Source organism: Niveispirillum lacus (genome assembly GCF_002251795.1).
GTDB classification, from domain to species: Bacteria; Pseudomonadota; Alphaproteobacteria; order Azospirillales; family Azospirillaceae; genus Niveispirillum; species Niveispirillum lacus.
Genome location: NZ_NOXU01000032.1, coordinates 525517 through 539662, shown reverse-complemented (window position 1 = coordinate 539662; position 14146 = coordinate 525517). Strand labels below are relative to the sequence as shown.

Below are 14146 nucleotides of genomic sequence, written 5' to 3'. Positions count from 1 at the left end.
TCCCATGCCGACGAAGATCGAAAAGGACGCCGCCACGGGCACGGACACGACGGGCCATGAGTGGGACGGCATCAAGGAATTAAACACGCCGCTGCCGAAATGGTGGCTCTATACCTTCTATGCCTGCATCGTCTGGGGCGTGATCTATACGGTCCTGTTCCCGTCCTGGCCCACCCTGTCCAGCCATTTCGGCGGCACGTCCGGCTATTCGCAGCGGGCCGACGTGGCGGCGGATCTGGCCGCACAGAAGGCCGGACAGGCCGATCTGCGTGAAAAGATCGTGGCCATGGATATTGACAGCATCCGCAAGGATCCGGCCCTGATGGGCTATGTCCAGGCGGCGGGCCGTGTTGCCTTTGCGGATAATTGCGCGGGCTGTCACGGGGCGGGCGGTGCCGGTGCCGTGGGCTTCCCGGTGCTGGCCGATGATGACTGGATCTGGGGCGGCAAGCCGGACCAGATCCTGCAAACCATCACCTATGGCATCCGCAACGCCAATGAAAACAGCCGTATCTCCGACATGCCGCGTTTCGGCGCCGATCAGTTGCTGACCAAGGAACAGATCAGTGACGTCACCGATTATGTCCTGTCGCTGTCGGGAACGGCTGGTGACGTGGCAGTGCTGGAACGCGGTGCCGTGGTCTTTGCCGAAAACTGTGCCGCCTGTCATGGCGAAAAGGGCGAAGGCGTCCAGGATATGGGCGGCCCCCGTCTCTCGGACGGCATCTGGCTCTATGGCGGGGACCGCAAGTCTGTGGTCGACACCATCACCAATGCCCGCCGTGGCAATATGCCGGCCTGGATCGAACGTCTCGACCCGGCCACGGTCAAGGTGCTGGCCACTTATGTTCACGCCCTTGGTGGCGGGCAGTAACCCCCCAACCCCTTTGCCCCCACCGCACTTGCACCCCGCCGGAGAAAGACCGGCGGGGTGTTTTCTTTGCCCGCCAGATAGCGTGTCGGGCCCATACCCTCTGCCCGTGATCGCCCGCAGTCGCGGCGCCGCCAACGCTGTCGCGGGCAGATCCCATCCGATGGATCGCCATCCACAGGTTTGGCTATAACCCATTGTTTTAAAGAGATGAGCAGGGCTGATCCTTCTTAAAAAAAAAAGGCCCCGCTCCTGTTGCCAGGGGCGGGGCCAGTGATCGTGCGGGGAAGGAAGTCAGCCCGCCGAACGGGTTCACATGTCAGATGACCGATCTGACATGGTCAGATCAGAACCGGACGCGGGTGCCGACACGGAAGATACGACCGGAACTGGCATATTGCGTGACCGCCTCCTGACCTTCATAGGCGTAGCGGTCGCTGGTCTGGTTCGTCAGGTTGAGGCCTTCCGCCGTCACCGTAATCAGATCGGTCAGCTTGTAGCTGATCGAGGCATCAATGTTGGCGGTCGACCGGCTGAAAACGAAATCGTTGATCAGCGGGCTGTCGCAGGCCGTGCCCTGTGTGGCCGGACTGGTCGGCACCGGGCTTTGCAGGCCGGGGGCGCAGGCGCCGGCGGCGATGGGGTAGGCCGTGCTGTAGCCCTTACGCTGCGCCACCGAGACACGGGCGCGGAAGCGATCCGTTTCATAATAGAGGGTGGCGTTGAAGGCATCCGGCGATACATTCAGGAACGGGCCGGTGGCAATGGTCGGGGCAACCGTGGCCGTGCCGGGGTCAAGGATGTAGTTCAGCTTGCTCTTGATGTGGGTATAGTTGAGCTGGGTTCCGAAATCCGACCAGAATTCCGGCAGGAAGGTAAAGTCCATCTGGAAGCTGGCTTCAAAACCACGCAGCCAACCACCAGGCGCGTCCCGGAACTGTCGCGCCGTGAATTCGTAGCCACCATCCAGATAGGCCAATTGCTGGGCATTGGTGAAGCCGGCGCGGATGGCCTGGATGCCTTCTTCATCCAGGAAGTCGGACAGATTGGCCGAATAGAGCACCGTTTGCGGGAAGCTACCGATATCCTTGCTGAAACCAGCAATGGAGATCAGGCCGCCCGGCTGGAAATACCACTCGACGCTGGCATCAAAATTGTCCGAGCGGAAGGGCTTCAGCTTCGGATTGCCGATGGTCAGTGTCGCCCCCGTGGTCGCCCCTGTGTTGGGGATCGACAGGGCCGTGATGGTCGGTGACAGATTGCCCAGCAGCGGGCGGGCCATCACCTTGGATGCGCCAAACCGCAGCAGCACATCATCGATGGGTTCATACACCATGTTCAGCGAGGGCAGGATGTCGGTGTATTTGTTGGAGCCCTTCAGCGGCCGGCCGGCATTGCTGTTGCCCAGGCTGTCGACTTCCGTCACCGCGATGCGGGTGCCGATATTGCCGCGGAATGGATTGCCGAACAGTTCCAGGTCCCAGTCACCCTGGACGTAATAGCCGGTATCCCGCTCGGTCACGCTGTAGCGCTCGCGCCCGCCATTCCGTTTGTTGGTGATCCGCCAATCACCCCACTTGTTGACACAGTTACAGGTGAAGTCAAACAGCTCGTCGAAAGCCTGGATGGAGGGGACGACAAAGCTGGTCATGGTGCCATCCGGCACCTTCAGCCCCTGGCCAAATTCCACCACGCGGCTGACGCTGGCCGTCGTGACGCCCGCTTCCTTCAGGGTCGGGTTCAACAGATCATTGTTGCGTTCAAACTGGTCCGTTTTAAACGCGAACTCCTTGTAGTTCGCCCCGAAACCCAGGCTGAACTCATCCATGATCTGCCAGTCGAAATCGATCTTACCCTGCTTGTAGGTGTTCTCCACCGACCGCCGGAAGTGGCGGATGCCGGAGAAGCCCTTGACGGTTTCCCAGTTGGCAGGGTTGGCGGCATCAAAGCCAAAATCGATCACCGGCATGGAACCGCCGCCCCGCTCGTCATAAACGAACAGACCCTGGCTATCCATACGGTTGAATTCAACCAGCAACCCCTGGCTGTTATTGGTCGATTTCGACATGCCGGTGATGATCCGCATGGTGAAATCTTCACTGAAATCATGATCAAGCTGCAACGAGCCCTGCTGGAACTTCGTCACATACTGGCTCTGATCGGCGGCCGAGCGGAAATCGACATTCCGCAGAACCAGGTAATCGGCCAGACCATTGGTGACATTGGCATCCAGCACATCGACGCTGGGGCGGCCGATCAGGTTGCCACGGAAGGCCAGACGGTTGCTGGACGGGATATACCCCACGGAACTGGGGTTGTTGTAGTAATCGTAGGGATCAAGATTGAAAGGGTTCGTCGAAAAGATGTTGGCGGTGCCGGGTGTGGTGGCCCCCGGTACAATCGCGGCCGAACCCAGGACTGAGGCGACCCGCTGGCCCGCGGCGTTGAAAGCGGTAGAGAAGGCCGGTGTTGTGCCGTAGAGCTGCTGTCCGCAATCCTGTGCGGGCACCAGATCGCTGCCGGCGTTGGGCACGCAAAGGCCGGGGTAGAGCGCGCGTGCCGCCACGGGCGTGATCGAGTTGCTGGCCGTGTTGTAGGCGGCATTGGTGTTGTTGCGGTTCAGGCCGACGCTGGACACCTGATTGAAGGTCGACAGATTCTCCAGTCGGGAATAGGCGCCGTCGATCGACAATTTGGTGCGGTCATTGACCTGCCATTGATACGCCGCGGTCAGGCCCAGCCGTTCCTGCTTGACATCCTGCTGCTCGATCGACGCGAGCGCGGGGATACGCACCCGACTGTCATTGAAGCGACCGGGCGTGTTGAATGGCGCGCCTGGATACAGCTTGGCATAGGCTGCCGGGTCGGACCCGGTCTGGAAGGCAATGGCGTCTGGGTTGGTGATGACATTGCCGAATGTTGTACCGACCGGCGCGGAGAAGCCGGCGCGCTGCGGGTTCTCTTCCCCCGCCCATTGCGAACCGCGGTAAAGATAATCCGACTGACCCGGACTGCGGCGGAACTGGTCAATCTCGTTCACTGATTTTGAATAGGCCCCGGAAATCAGGATGCCCATCGTCTTGTCATTGAACAGGTGGGAGATCAGGCCGGCTGTCCGGGGGTTGATCTTGCCGGAATTCACATTGTAGCTGCCCTCGGTCGACAGGGCGTAGGTGTCTTTCCGGTAGTCAAAGGGCCGCCCGGTCTGCAGGTCGATGGTCGCGCCAAGAGAGCCCTCGTCGGTCTCTGCGGACGCGGATTTCTGCACCTTCAGTGATGAGAACAGTTCTGAGGCAAAGGTAGAATAGTCAAAGGACCGTGACCGGTTGGGCGAGGTGCCGGCATCATTGGACCCAGCGGTGGACAACGCTTCCAGACCGTTCAGGCGGGTGCGGTTGAAATCGCCGCCCAGACCGCGCACCGTGATTGAACGGCCTTCGCCATTATCACGGTCGATCGACACACCAGGCAGGCGTTGCAGGCTTTCTGCCAGATTATTGTCGGGGAAGTCGGCAATATCCTCGGCATTGATGGCATCCACCTGCTCGGTGGTGTTGCGTTTCTCGGTCAGGGCGGAGCGCAGCGAGGCACGAAAGCCGGTGACGATGATCTCTTCCAGGGCGGTGCCGGTGGTGCCCGAACTGGCCGGCGCCGACTGTGCCGATGCGGTGCCAGGAATGACCAAGCCGGCAATGGCCAGAGCCAGGATGGAACAACCACCGCGGCCGCGTGTCAGGGTCTGCTTTACACTCATCTTCCTCTACCTCCCCTTGTCAGGCGCTGGTGTTCCCGGTCTGTCATGCCGGTTGCCAGTCGCCCCAGATGTTTGATGTGTCGAATGTCGCCAGATCAGCCGTTGACAGCAGGCGCCGGCTGCGGCTGGCACTGCCGCTCCCCGGTCCCTGGCTGCCAAATTCAAAAAGCCGTGCTTCTTCCGGTGTCAGTTGGGCGCGCGCGCCATTGCGGGCATAGCCCATGGATGTCCAGCCATCGGGATGGATATGCGCATCCATCCAGCAATCAATGAAGGCGCTGGCGCCCAGCAGGTCCATATTGCCCCCCGCCCGCCAGGGCCGACCCAGATAGACAGAGCCATCCGGCAGACCCTGTTCCCGTGTCAGACGGCAATTGCGGAACACAAAACCAACCGACTGCGCCTGGTGTGTGCTGGGAGCGGACACAAAACCCTGAACCCCATCACCGGGTCGCCGGCGGGACCGGATCTCACAATGGCGGATGAGCGCGGCAGCCCCGCCAAAGATGAAATCCACGCTGCCGGCGATCAGGCTGTCTGCCACCAATGTGCGGCCCGCGCGCAGGTACAAACTATCCTGGTGTCCGATGATGGCCACATCCCGCAGCACCGACCGGTCGGCTCCCGGTCCCAGCGCCAGAGCCACGGCCTGCGCCCCGTTGATACCGTCGGGCCGCAGCGTGTTGGCGACATAATCGAAGTCATTCCGGATGGAGAGGCGGGTGGCCGTGAAATCCGGTGCCTCCACCGTGACCGCCGACGACCCATAGGTGCCCCAATTGCCCTTGTCAGGTCGCTTCATGCCAGCGGCGATAGAGTAGGTCAGGATGGTCCGATCCCGACCCGCGCCCGACAGGGTGACATGCGGCCGTGTGATGCGCAGCTTCTCTTCCCAAATCCCCGGGCCAATCGCGATATGCCATGGCTTTGCGGGGTCCGAAGGGGCAGCCGCCAGCGCATCCGCCACGCTGCGGAAAGTGCCGGCCCGGCCAGCCTTTTCCACCCGGACATCCGGCTGGGCAGCGGCAATTGCGGGGGGTGGCAGAATACCGGCCACGGCAACGCCTGCCAGGAACAGCCGACGGTTCATGGCAAAACAATCGCGTGCGCCGTCCACCGAAAGGCGGGGCGTGGACATGACGATTTCCTGAAAAACATATGGGCGGTCTTGGTTGTGCGGCGCGGCGGCCCCGAACGCAGAAGACCGTTACACTGGATGGCGGTTTGTCCGGGTTTTCATGTGCCTCCCCTTACGTGGTCGACGCCGTAGCCGGCGTTCCGGGCGTTATCGCCGCATACCAATCCGGTCCCAGATAGGTCCATCGGATTGACCTTATGAATAAAAGGTTAAGTATCGCTGTCACCGGTGTCAACGTGAAAATGTTAGCGATAACGGAATTTGCGGTGCGGCCGCAAGCGATTGGCAGGGGGAGAACGATCGTCGGGCGCGGGTCCCTGTTGGTTGTCCCTTGCCGCCGGCGATTTTTGTGATGATACCCTGGCTATGCTGCGGCCCTATCACAGGGGCGGGACAAGACCGTTCAGCCATTGTTCCAGGTTGCTGTATCCGTCGGCACCGATCAGGGGGCCGTCACGATGATCCTGCGGGTTGAGCCGTCTGGCGGTTTCCCAGGCATCCGGCATCCCGTCACCATCACTGTCCGTCCAGGGTTGGCCGCGGGCCAGATCGGGCCAGCCGCCCGCTTGGGTCTGGCTGTCAATCAGGGTGCCGGTGCCTTGCGTCACACTGGTGACCACCTGCTCGTCGATCCGGTCGCGCACAAGGGAGGCGCCGGCACTGGCCAGTACCCGTGGCAGCGCCGTCGCCGCCGGGTCTTGTGTCAGCAATGGCAGGTCCGGCAGGGGGGCGTCACGGCGCGTACCAACCGGGGCCTGGACCAGCGACCAGGGGTCGACGGGAACGGTTCCTTCCATGCTGTTGCCGGCAAAATACAGGCTTGCATTGGGGTTGGCCTCCTCAAAGGCCAGTTTTCCCTGGGAGTTCGGACCAGGGATGTAGCTGTTATCAATGAAATCATAACTGACCATGGAGGCCTTGCGGCCTTGGTCCGCATTATATCCTGATGCCGTACCGCCCCAATTGTAAAAGACATTGGACTGGAACTGGTAGAAGGGGCCGATGCTGTCTACCGGTGGCATCTGGGTATTGCCCGGCCGGGGCATGCGGGCCATGTGGTGGGCCCAGAGATTATGGTGAAAGCTGATCTTCGCCCCGTGGGAACAGCGCAGCAGCGTGCCATAGCCATGCTGCCCCTTGCCGTGCAGTGATCTGTTCAGCGACTGGGCGATGATCGACCATTGCACGGTGATGTCATAGGGCCCATCCGCCACCTGTTTGTAGGTGGACCCGATCGACAGGCTTTCATCCACGGACCAACTGGCGGAGACATGGTCGACCATGATCCGCCGTCCGCCCGTGATTTCAAACGCATCGCTTTCAATGCCCTGTTCATCCCCCAACCGTACCCGCAGATAGCGGACAACCACATCATCGGCATGGATGCGGAACGGCTGCCCGCGCAGCGTAATGCCACCGCCGGGCGCCGTTTGCCCGGCAAGGGTGAGGCGCCCTTGCCGAACTGTCAGCGGGCTTTTCAGGGTGATGGTGCCACCGATATCAAAGATGATGGTGCGCGGCCCCGCCGTCTCCACCGCTGCCCGTAGCGACCCCGGACCGCTATCGTCCAGGTTCGTGACCCGTAGGACCACGCCACCCCGCCCGCCCAGGGCGGCGGCACCCGCGCCCTCGGCACCGGGAAAGGCGGGTATGGTGGTGGCCAGGGCGGCGGCAAGCAGCAGAGCCGGCACGGTCACAGCGCCTTGAACGTGAAGTTGGAGAATTTAGCGGTGCCGGCCCCGGCAGAATAGAGCCCCGGTCGCAGCATCAGAAAGCCGCCGCGCACATTATGATGGTACCCCGACACTTCCATGCCCCGGTCAAACCGGGTCCAGGTTTTGCCGCCATCGCCGCTGAAATCGTAATAGACGATGTGGCGGTCGTTCGTGGTACGCATCCGCATCTTGCGCCCGTGTGGGTTGGCAGGGCGGCCGCGTTCAATACCGTATTGATGTGTCACAAAGCGCTTCTCATCGAAACCGACACCGCAATAGAGCCTTTCATCATAGAACAGCACCATGCCGGCAACGCCGCCGGCGTCGATCTCGATATCGCATTCAAACTGATAGGCGGTGTCGCCGGCCACCAGCAGCAGGGGTGAGCTGTCCTTGGGGGCGGTGCCACTGGCTACCAAGGACAGTGTGCCGTTGGCAACGCTGGCACGGCTGCCTTCGGTCGGGCTGGGTTTGAAGAAATTCCACTTGGTGCCGATCTGCAAGGTCTTGAAATCGTCCGACAGCGCCATGCCATGCGGCCCTTTCTTGCCCCCCTTGGGCGACGGCAGCGGTTGGGAAAGATCCCCACCTGTCATGCGGAACCAGCCATCCGCCGTCCATTCGATCGGGTCCAGAAGGGTCTGCCGGCCCAAGGTCCAGAAGCCATTCTCATACCCGTGATAGACGGACCACCAATCCCCCGCAGGCCCTTCCACCAGCGACGCGTGGCCCCGTGACCACCAATATTCATCATTGCTAAGGGTGCGGACGATGGGATTATGGGGGCAGTCCTCCCAGGGGCCATGGATGGATTTTGAACGGGCGGCGATCACCATGTGGCCGGTCGGCGGGCCGGCCGTCCCACCCACGGCGGTGATCATGTAGTAATAGTCGCCATGGCGTGTGATCGTGGGCCCTTCGGGGGAGAAACTTTCCACAATCCAGTCGGACGGGTAACGCCAGGGATTATAGACCTTTTCCGGCTCCCCAACGGTCGACAAGCCGTCATCTGTCAACCGGATGCGGCTGCCACCCGACAGGAACAGCCAGCGTGACCCATCCTCACCGACGGCATGGCCGGGGTCGATATAGTTGGGCAGGCCCAGATATTTCGGCTCGCTCCACGGCCCTTCGATCTTGTCAGCCCAGATAACATAGGTTCCGGTCGGCGTGCCTTTGACCGGCAGATAGATGAAGTACCGGCCGTTATGCTTGATCAGTTCCGGCGCCCAGACAGAGCCCAGATTCTTGGTCAGTGCCGCCGTCACGGGGGTCCAGTTCAGCATGTCCTGGGAATGCCAGATGACCAGACCCGGATAGCTGTCGAAGGTGGAGAAGGTGATGTAATAATCCTTGCCATCCTTCAGGATCGTGGGATCGGGATGGTCGCCGGAAAACAGCGGGTTCAGGAAACGACCATCACCCAGGTCGGGCTTGCGCTGATTGTCCAGGCCACGCGCCCATTGCAGGCCACCGGGCTTGCCGGGCGGGATGCAGGCAACCGGGGTTGACGGCACAGCAGCATCAGCGGAGGTCAGTACGGGACCGGCGGCAAGGCCCGCACCACCCATCAGGGCCAGGCTCAGCGCGTTGCGGCGGGAGATATCGGTCATGTCTTTTCTCACGTCGGTTTGGTCAGGGGATCTGGAGACGGCACAGTGGTGGCACGCTATCGGCCATTTTCCTGGTCACCATGGTGGCAGGATCATCGGCCTGCCGGGCCCCGGATGGGTCTTGTCGACGGGCAATGTTGCCGGACCCCTCGGCGCCACAGCCGCATTGGCCCGGACTGGTGTCGGTGCCACCTGGGTCAGGTGCCTCGCCTTTGGCCATCTTATCCGCTGCGCTGCCTGGCAGGAACGGCTGTGCCGGTCGATCAGCGATAGGTGCAGGCCGGTCGTCATCGGGCGGTTTACCGCTGCCCAAGGGCTAAGACCGTCCTGTCGCATAGGATCTTGCAGCGGCCGCCATCTGTGGGCGGCGGTGGGTGCGGCCCCCATGCTGGCCGCCGTGCTGGTATGGTGGTGCGCCAGATCGGGGGCGGTCAGGGTACTGGCACCACGGCCCTTGCGGGCCTGTTTTCGGGTCCAAACGGTCATTCCTGCTCTCGTTCATGGTTTGCGGGTCCAACAGCCGGGTGGGAGACTGAAGCAGGGTAGACACTGGCACTGCCGATCCGTCCCGATTGCAGATTCTGCAATTGATACCGGTGTCATGCCAATGGTTTTTCGGCGGCCCGTTTTGGGCCGCCACAGGGTGTCAACATAACCGTATAGCCTTGCTGATCGGTTCAGCAATCCTGCACTTTACGGAAGGGTCGGTACCTGCGTCCGCTGCTTCATCTCCCTGCTACATTCATGTTATTTTTGTTTGATAGCGCTACCATATGGCCCGTCTGAGCGTCCGTCAACCCACTGCACCCGGCACCGGCGAAGTTTCTGCCAATTATGCCGGCACGGGCCACCCATCGCCTGGGTCACCGGACGGTGCGGTGCAGCGGCAGGGTCGCCTGCGCCCGCAGTCCCCCTTCTGGCCTGTTGTACAGGGTCAGGTCGCCGCCATGGGCACGGGCCACAGCCCGCGCACTGGCCAGGCCCAGCCCGGCGCCCCCCGTATGCCGGTTCCGTGACGGTTCCAGGCGAAAAAACGGCTCGAAGACCCGTTCCAGCAGGGCGTCGGGAATACCCGGCCCATCATCCAGGACCTGGATAATCGCACTATCGCGTTCGACCGTCAGGCAAACAGTGACCGACTGGCCATAAGTGACGGCATTGCCGATCAGATTATCCACCATGCGGGCAATGCCCGACGCATCACCCTCAACCCAGGCAGGTTCCATGGGCCCATCCGTGACGGGTTCCCCCATCTGGCGGCTGGCCTTTGTCTGGCGTTGCAGCAGCGCCAGCAGGTCGATCCGGGTCCGCGTCACCGGCTGTGACATGTCCTTGACCAGGGACAGGGTGGCGGCAATCATTTCCCGCATTTCGGCAATGTCTCCGGCCGCTGCCTCGCGCACGGCGTCGGGTGCTTCTTCCAATCGGAAGGCCAGCCGGGCCAGCGGTGTGCGCAGATCATGGGCAATCGCGGCCACCATCATGGTTCGGTCTTCCACGTAACGGCGCAGCCTTTCCTGCATCTGGTTAAAAGCGGTGGCGGCAGCGCGGACCTCCGGCGGCCCGCCATGGGTGGGCAGTGCCGGGGCGCCAGGATCGCGTCCCAATTGTTCGGCCGCTTGGGCGAACATGGCAATGGGACCGGCCAGCCAGCGGGCCAGCCACCAGGCCAGCGGCACCACCACCCCCAGGCCGGCGATCAGCCAATAAAACATGCGCAGATACCAGCCCCGCAGCCCGCCACCGGCGGGCTGCACAACGCGCCATTCCCCGCTGGGCAGTTTCAGGGCGGCAGAGAAATCGCCGATAATGGCGTCGTCACGGTGCATCATGCCGGCGGGAAGCGGCATCGGGGGAACCGGATGTGCGCCACCGAAACCGCCATCGGGGGGCGGTGGCCGATACCCATCGGCCGGCGGGCGGTCGCCGCCGGGGGGTGGGGGCCTTTGTCCCGCCGATGGCGGTGCCATCAGGTCGGCGCCTGCTTGCTGCCGCGGCCCGCGCAGATCCAGTCGGACCAGACTTTCATCGACGCCAAGGGCGTCGACCAGCCATTGACGGTTGACGCGCAGCCGCTCCTGAGGGCCGTTGTTGGGTGGCGGCTTCGTTGTCACCGCGACGTCAAACCCTGGCGCGGGCAGACCCGTCCGCAGCGTTGCCACCACGCCGGCCAGCATATGCTGGCTGGGCGGTGGTGTCGGCGCGGTCACTAGCAGCACAAAATTCAGTGCCTGGGCCAGGACAACGCCGGCCAGCATCAGCACAAAGATGCGCACGAACAAGGGCCAGCCGGCGAGGAGGTTTGGAAATCTGAACAGCGCAGCCACCTTATGCCATGATCTCAGCAACAGGATAGGCGGGAGGCTCGCCCTTGCGAAGGGGCAAGCCACCGATACCAGCGTCAGACGCCAACTGTCACCGTTGCAGTGTAACCTGCCGACACGCTGCCCGACATGGTCAGGGTCTGGGCGGCGACCTGGGCGGCGGTATTGTCACCGAACACATTGTCGCTGGACAGGGTGATGGCGTTTAAGGCTGCCGTGCTGTTGCCATAGCCGCCGGCGGCATAGACCGTGGCACAGACGCTGCCCGGCACCGCGAACTGTGAAATCAGGGCGGCGGTGCGGCCCGTGCCGCTGGTCGCGGCCGCCTGGCTGGTGAACACTTCAAAATGGATATGCGGGTACCGGCCCGAATAACAACCGGGCACGATGGTGGTGAAGGTCACTTGTCCATTGCTGTCGGAAATCTGCACCCCGCGCAGATAACTCTCGGTCGGAAGATCATAAAGTGAGTATCTGCCCGCTGCATCGCAGTGCCAGATGTAAATGGCATAACCCGACAGCGGCGTGCAGCCCGTGGAATTTTGCAAATTGATGGTCAGCGTCATCGGCACGCCCGTCGCCTGGGTCGTGGAGCTGATGAAACTGGACCGAATGTCGGAACGGATCACACCTGACGAGGTCAGGACGTTTGACGTCGCACCGCTGGAGCTATTGGTGCCATCGGCGGGGTAGGGACCGTTTGTTTCGGTAGGATAGTCAACACAGGAACCGCCTGTTGTTGTGGTCGTCCCGCCTGTGGTGGTGCCCGTTGTGCTGCCGGTGGTGGTCGTGCTGCTGCTGGTCGTGCTGTCCGAGCCGCCGCCACCGCCGCAGCCCGCCAGCAGGGCCGCCAGACCTGCGCCACCCAACAGCGACAGGGCGCGACGGCGTTCCAGGATCTTGGTGTTCAGGGTTTCCAGATCGAAGAGCAGGCCACGGTCATGATCGTCGATGTGATGTTCGCTCATCTCTTGTCTCCATTTTGGGGGTGTCCGACGGGAGCACCGCCGTTCGCGGTTCAAGGGATGGCGGCTGGATGTTGCCTGGAAATGTCAGGCATGTGTCATGGGGTGCGATAAATTATGTCGCCTGAAAAATGATGTCAGCGCTCCGCCATCACGATCGAAAGGGGGTGTGGCAAGAATGCTGCAATCCTTAGCGGGTGACGGCAGGGACGAACATGTACCCTTCGTTCCGCACCGTGCGGATCAGTTCGGCACTGTCATCGGCGGCGGCCAGTTTGCGGCGTAAGCGGCTGATCTGCACGTCAATGGCGCGGTCAAAGTGATCGGCACTTTCGCCATGGGCGTAATCCAACAATTGATCGCGGGTCAGCACCCGGCGCGGATGATCGACCAGCGCGCGCAGCAGCCGGAACTCTGCATCCGACAGGGTGACATCCTGTCCGGACGGGGCAGAGACCATCCGGCTGTCCGGCTGCATGCGCCAGCCGGCAAAGCCGATCCAGTTCTCCGCCACCGGCGGCGGGGCCATGGTTGGCGCTGGCTCTGCGGCAATGGCGCTCCCCCGGCTGCGGCGCAGGACGGTGCGGATGCGGGCCAGCAATTCACGCGGATTGCATGGTTTTTCCATGTAATCCTCGGCCCCCATTTCCAGGCCCACAATACGGTCGACATCGCCGCCGACCGCCGACAGCATGATCACGGGGGGACCGCCGCCAGCGACCAGCCCCTTCAGCGCCGTCAGGCCATCTTCCTGCGGCATCATCACATCCAGGACGATCAGATCGTAACTGCCGGAAGCCAGTTTGGTCCGCATTTCATGCGGGTTGCCGGCCGTATCCGTACGGTAACCGTGCCGGTCCAGAAAGGTGGAGATCAGGCCACGCAGGCCCGGATCATCATCTACAATCAATATGCGGGTCATCAGATCCATATCCCGATTATGGCGTCGTGCCCCTCTCTGTACGAGCTGAAAATCTCTGCCCCATGTCGGATTGTTTCAGCATGTTGCAGTCCGTGGGCCGTGATGCCCCCGTCAGCAATGCGGCTGACACAACATGGCGTGGGGCTCCATCGTTCCGACATATGCAGGCAAAGCGCGTCCCCTATCCCTTGGTCCCGGTTCTGATCATTCCCAAGGGAGAAAAGCATGCGTAGCCTGAAACGAACTCTGGCGGTGTTGGCGCCGCTGTTGCTGTCGGCCCCTGCGGCCCTGGCACAGACTATCGGCGGCGATCCCAAAGGGGCCGGTCCCATCGTGGCCGCCCTGTCCTGGATGCAGGGAACGCTGATGGGCAATGTCGCTACGACGGTGGCCGTGATGGCTGTGGCGGCGGTCGGGTTCCTGATGCTGACGGGCCGCCTCAACTGGCGCTTTGGCGCCACGGTGGTGATGGGCTGTTTTATCCTGTTCGGGGCCGGGGCCATCGTGTCGGGCATCCAGGCAACGACATCCGTCGCGCGCTGAGGGGGCTGTCCATGCTGACCCGTGCTCCCGTGTTCCGCGCCCTGACCCGGCCGCAGATGTTTGCGGGCGTGACCTACAACTTCTTTGTCATCAACCTGCTGGTGACGACGGAAGCCTTTCTGGTCACGCGGTCCTTTCTGGCCCTGCCCGTCGCGTTGCTGGTGCATGGCGCCGGCTACCTGGCCTGCCTGCGTGAGCCCCGGATTTTTGATCTGTGGCTGACCAAGGTCACCACCTGTCCGCGTATCCGCAACTGGAAGCGCTGGCGCTGCAATTCCTACGGGGCGTGACCGCCCCCTTC

At 62.3% G+C, this 14146-nt stretch carries 10 protein-coding genes; 3 read left to right on the top strand and 7 right to left on the bottom strand.

Annotated elements, in window-relative coordinates; all coding sequences use genetic code 11:
- Positions 1–4 precede the first annotated feature (4 nt).
- Positions 5–874, top strand: a complete 870-nt coding sequence (gene ccoP / locus CHU95_RS21390) for a cytochrome-c oxidase, cbb3-type subunit III (RefSeq protein WP_094458374.1) — start codon at positions 5–7, stop codon at positions 872–874.
- Between the two features lie 343 nt (positions 875–1217).
- On the opposite strand, the gene CHU95_RS21385 is transcribed toward ccoP, so the two are convergent.
- The 7 genes from CHU95_RS21385 to CHU95_RS21350 all read right to left on the bottom strand — a co-directional run bounded on the left by CHU95_RS21385 (position 1218) and on the right by CHU95_RS21350 (position 13302).
- Positions 1218–4625, bottom strand: a complete 3408-nt coding sequence (locus tag CHU95_RS21385) for a TonB-dependent receptor domain-containing protein (RefSeq protein ID WP_094458373.1) — start codon at positions 4623–4625, stop codon at positions 1218–1220.
- Between the two features lie 43 nt (positions 4626–4668).
- Complete coding sequence (locus CHU95_RS21380; RefSeq protein ID WP_094458372.1) at positions 4669–5763, bottom strand: pectinesterase family protein; 1095 nt, start codon at positions 5761–5763, stop codon at positions 4669–4671.
- A gap of 380 nt (positions 5764–6143) precedes the next feature.
- Positions 6144–7454 (bottom strand): pectate lyase family protein, encoded by a 1311-nt coding sequence (locus CHU95_RS21375; RefSeq protein WP_207762579.1) that lies wholly within the window; start codon positions 7452–7454, stop codon positions 6144–6146.
- A 2-nt stretch (positions 7455–7456) separates the two neighbouring features.
- On the bottom strand, positions 7457–9091 hold the full coding sequence (locus CHU95_RS21370) for a family 43 glycosylhydrolase (RefSeq protein WP_094458370.1): 1635 nt from the start codon (positions 9089–9091) through the stop codon (positions 7457–7459).
- An 863-nt stretch (positions 9092–9954) separates the two neighbouring features.
- Entirely contained in the window at positions 9955–11367 is a 1413-nt protein-coding gene (locus CHU95_RS21360; RefSeq protein WP_245838445.1) for an ATP-binding protein, read from the bottom strand.
- A 125-nt stretch (positions 11368–11492) separates the two neighbouring features.
- The gene (locus tag CHU95_RS21355) at positions 11493–12383 is read right to left on the bottom strand and encodes a dioxygenase family protein (protein WP_094458367.1); all 891 of its coding nucleotides are present in this window, start codon (positions 12381–12383) and stop codon (positions 11493–11495) included.
- 187 nt (positions 12384–12570) lie between these two features.
- On the bottom strand, positions 12571–13302 hold the full coding sequence (locus CHU95_RS21350; protein WP_342744760.1) for a response regulator: 732 nt from the start codon (positions 13300–13302) through the stop codon (positions 12571–12573).
- Between the two features lie 225 nt (positions 13303–13527).
- Here CHU95_RS21350 and CHU95_RS21345 point away from each other — a divergent pair, with 225 nt between their 5' ends.
- Both CHU95_RS21345 and CHU95_RS21340 read left to right on the top strand, forming a co-directional pair.
- The gene (locus CHU95_RS21345; protein WP_094458365.1) at positions 13528–13845 is read left to right on the top strand and encodes a TrbC/VirB2 family protein; all 318 of its coding nucleotides are present in this window, start codon (positions 13528–13530) and stop codon (positions 13843–13845) included.
- Between the two features lie 11 nt (positions 13846–13856).
- On the top strand, positions 13857–14135 hold the full coding sequence (locus tag CHU95_RS21340; RefSeq protein WP_094458364.1) for a VirB3 family type IV secretion system protein: 279 nt from the start codon (positions 13857–13859) through the stop codon (positions 14133–14135).
- Positions 14136–14146 lie beyond the last annotated feature (11 nt).

Coding starts and splice junctions, on each gene's coding strand:
- CHU95_RS21385 (WP_094458373.1), bottom strand. CDS start 4,625: ATGAGTGTAAAGCAGACCCTGACACGCGGCCGCGGTGGTTGTTCCATC.
- ccoP (WP_094458374.1), top strand. CDS start 5: ATGCCGACGAAGATCGAAAAGGACGCCGCCACGGGCACGGACACGACG.
- CHU95_RS21355 (WP_094458367.1), bottom strand. CDS start 12,383: ATGAGCGAACATCACATCGACGATCATGACCGTGGCCTGCTCTTCGAT.
- CHU95_RS21350 (WP_342744760.1), bottom strand. CDS start 13,302: ATGACCCGCATATTGATTGTAGATGATGATCCGGGCCTGCGTGGCCTG.
- CHU95_RS21370 (WP_094458370.1), bottom strand. CDS start 9,091: ATGACCGATATCTCCCGCCGCAACGCGCTGAGCCTGGCCCTGATGGGT.
- CHU95_RS21380 (WP_094458372.1), bottom strand. CDS start 5,763: ATGTCCACGCCCCGCCTTTCGGTGGACGGCGCACGCGATTGTTTTGCC.
- CHU95_RS21340 (WP_094458364.1), top strand. CDS start 13,857: ATGCTGACCCGTGCTCCCGTGTTCCGCGCCCTGACCCGGCCGCAGATG.
- CHU95_RS21345 (WP_094458365.1), top strand. CDS start 13,528: ATGCGTAGCCTGAAACGAACTCTGGCGGTGTTGGCGCCGCTGTTGCTG.